The 1,544-nt window shown below is 68.3% G+C and carries 1 protein-coding gene; it reads right to left on the bottom strand.

The genetic code is table 11. From position 1 onward, the window contains the following. Positions 1–1,544, bottom strand: a 1,544-nt coding sequence (locus tag AAH991_RS40010) for a glycoside hydrolase family 43 protein (RefSeq protein ID WP_346231171.1), incomplete at its 5' end; no start/stop codon positions are given.

Raw genomic sequence — 1,544 nt, 5'->3', positions numbered from 1 at the left:
TCACGGGGTGGTCAGGTCGAATCGGTTGACGGTGACCGCGCCGCCCAGGGATTGGGTGGCGTAGTTGAAGATGGCGAAGCGGTAGCCCATGAAGAACTGCCAGGCGTTGCCCATGGTGAAGGCCGGCCCGAGGGAGGTGAAGTTCACCCCGTCGGTGCTGTAGGAGAAGCGGGCCTGCCGGCCGCTGCCGGGGCGGATGTCGGCGCTGACCCGTAGCCAGATCCGCCCGCCGGACACGGCCGCGCTCGCGGCCTCGGTGCCGGTGGAGGTGGTCTGCCAGCTGCCGTTCATGGCCAGGCCGTTGGTCATGACCACCCGGGTCTGCCCGTTGTCGCGGCGCAGGCCGATCCAGGCCGACGAATCACGCAGCATCGCCAGCCCGGCCCGGTCGCCGTCGCGCATGGTCGTGTAGTCCAGCTGGATCGTGGCGGTCGAGGACGGCCCCAGGATGCGGTGGGTCAGGGTGTTGCGGGCCGAATACAGGTCGCCTGTGACGGTGGCGGTCTGCAGCCGCAGCCCGTTGCCGACGCTGTAGCGGGTGGTGTCGGGGTTGTGGTTCCACTCCCATTCGGGGCCGAGCTGGGAGCCGGTGAAGGTGTCGCTGCCGGTCGGGGGTTTGACCTGCCGGGGCGGGCGGGGGACGTTGGGGTAGGGGTAGGAGGCGCCCCAGGCGCCGCCCGTGGTCTGGATGGCAGGCCAGCCGTCGGCGCTCCAGGTGATGGGGGCCAGGACGGGGATGCGGCCGCCGGGGTAGGCGTCCTGGAAGGCCATGTAGTACCAGGCGCCGTTTTGGGTCTGCACCAGGCCGCCCTGGTGGGGCACGCCGCCGCCGGAGACCGGGCCGCCCATGTTGAGCAGCACCTGGCGCATCTCATACGGTCCGAAGGGGCCGTTGGTGGACTTCAGGACGTACTGGCCGTTGGCCGGGCGGGTCAGCCAGATGTAGTAGGCGCCGCCTCGCTTGTACATCCGCGAGCCTTCCAGCGTGCCGACGCTGGAGGGGGTGGAGAACACCTGCTGGCTGCGGACCTCGGTCTTGCCGTCGGCCGACAGCTGGGCGACGCTGATCTGAGTGTTGCCGTAGGCGACGTACATGGTGTCGTTGTCGTCGACGAGCAGGCCGGCGTCGTAGTAGCACTTGTTGATCGTGGTGTGCCGGTTCCAGGGGCCTTCGACGCTGGTGGCGGTGTAGATGTAGGTCTTGCTGAAGTCGATGCAGCCGCCCCAGTAGAAGGTCTTGTTGCTCTTGCGGTAGTTCAGGAACGAGGCCCAAATGCCGTTGACGTAGGCGCGGCCGCCGCTCAGGTCGTACTTGGAGCCGAAGTCCAGCTTGGGCACCGAATGTCCGGCGTACTCCCAGTTGACCAGGTCATAGGAGCGCAGGACCGGCGCGCCGGGCGAGTAGTGCATCGTGGAGGCCGAGTAGTAGTAGGTGTCGTCGACCCGGAAGATGTCGATGTCGGCCAGGTCCTGCCACAACACCGGGTTGGAGAACGCCGACGACGGCGGCCACGGCCCACCCGACGGACTCGCCGACGGCGAGG

This window comes from Microbispora sp. ZYX-F-249, assembly GCF_039649665.1.
GTDB classification, from domain to species: Bacteria; Actinomycetota; Actinomycetes; order Streptosporangiales; family Streptosporangiaceae; genus Microbispora; species Microbispora maris.
The sequence above is the reverse complement of the archived record's forward strand: the minus strand, read 5'-3'. Positions and strand labels throughout refer to the sequence as shown.